General features: G+C 64.6%; 1 protein-coding gene. It reads left to right on the forward strand.

Going from position 1 to position 229, the window contains the following annotated elements; genetic code table 11:
* Positions 1-229 (forward strand): lipid II flippase MurJ (locus SB775_RS34480; protein WP_410865788.1); only part of this gene is annotated, 229 nt, incomplete at both ends.

Genomic DNA, 229 nt, shown 5'->3' on the forward strand with positions numbered 1-229 from the left:
GCCACGCTGTTCCAGCACAAGCACTTCACCGCCGTGGATACCCGCATGACGGCCCTGTCGGTGTATGGCCTGAGCTTCGGCCTGCCGGCCTTCGCGCTGCTGAAGATCGTGCTGCCTGCGTTCTATTCTCGCCAGGACACCCGCACCCCGGTGCGCGCCGGCGTCGCCGCGCTGGTCGTCAACATGCTGCTGAACTTCCTGTTCCTGGCGATCCTGTACCAGATCATGG

The sequence above is a fragment of the Peribacillus sp. SIMBA_075 genome (genome assembly GCF_046534585.1).